Source organism: Clostridium sartagoforme AAU1 (assembly GCF_000401215.1).
Taxonomy (GTDB): domain Bacteria; phylum Bacillota; class Clostridia; order Clostridiales; family Clostridiaceae; genus Clostridium; species Clostridium sartagoforme.
On record NZ_ASRV01000289.1, the window covers coordinates 1 to 467 of the forward strand.

Consider the following 467-nt stretch of genomic DNA (forward strand, 5'->3'; position numbering starts at 1 on the left):
CTATTGAGCTTTTTTATTTTTAGATATTATTAAATTAATAGCTTTTTCGCAATCATCATCAGAATTATCTAAAGACCAAGCCAGATTGAAATAAATCAAGGCTTTTTTTATTTCTTCTTTCATTGCATAACAATAAGCTAGGTTAAAAAAGTACTTACTTTCTTGTTGCATAGCAAGTGCTCTTTTTATCATTTTTATAGCAGAGTCAAAATTTTTAAGTTTTATATAACAAACACCAGCATTATAGTAGGAACATGTTGTATTTTCATTATTTTCAATTGACATATTATAAAAATCTATTGCTTTCTTAAAATCTTTAAGGTTGTAGTATTTATTGCCTTCATTAAAGTAATTCATTTTTACCTCCAAGGATTACAAGTAATATGTGTCTAAATTATTGACAGATGTATAAGTTAATATTCAATATATGAAAACTAACTTAATAATGTACAAAAATTAAAAAAATG

At 23.8% G+C, this 467-nt stretch carries 1 protein-coding gene; it reads right to left on the reverse strand.

Annotated elements, in window-relative coordinates:
- Nucleotides 1–357 carry a tetratricopeptide repeat protein gene (locus A500_RS19170; protein WP_016209222.1) on the reverse strand — a complete coding sequence of 119 codons (357 nt, stop codon included), beginning with the start codon at nucleotides 355–357 and terminating at the stop codon, nucleotides 1–3.
- Nucleotides 358–467 lie beyond the last annotated feature (110 nt).

Coding starts and splice junctions, on each gene's coding strand:
- A500_RS19170 (WP_016209222.1), bottom strand. CDS start 357: ATGAATTACTTTAATGAAGGCAATAAATACTACAACCTTAAAGATTTT.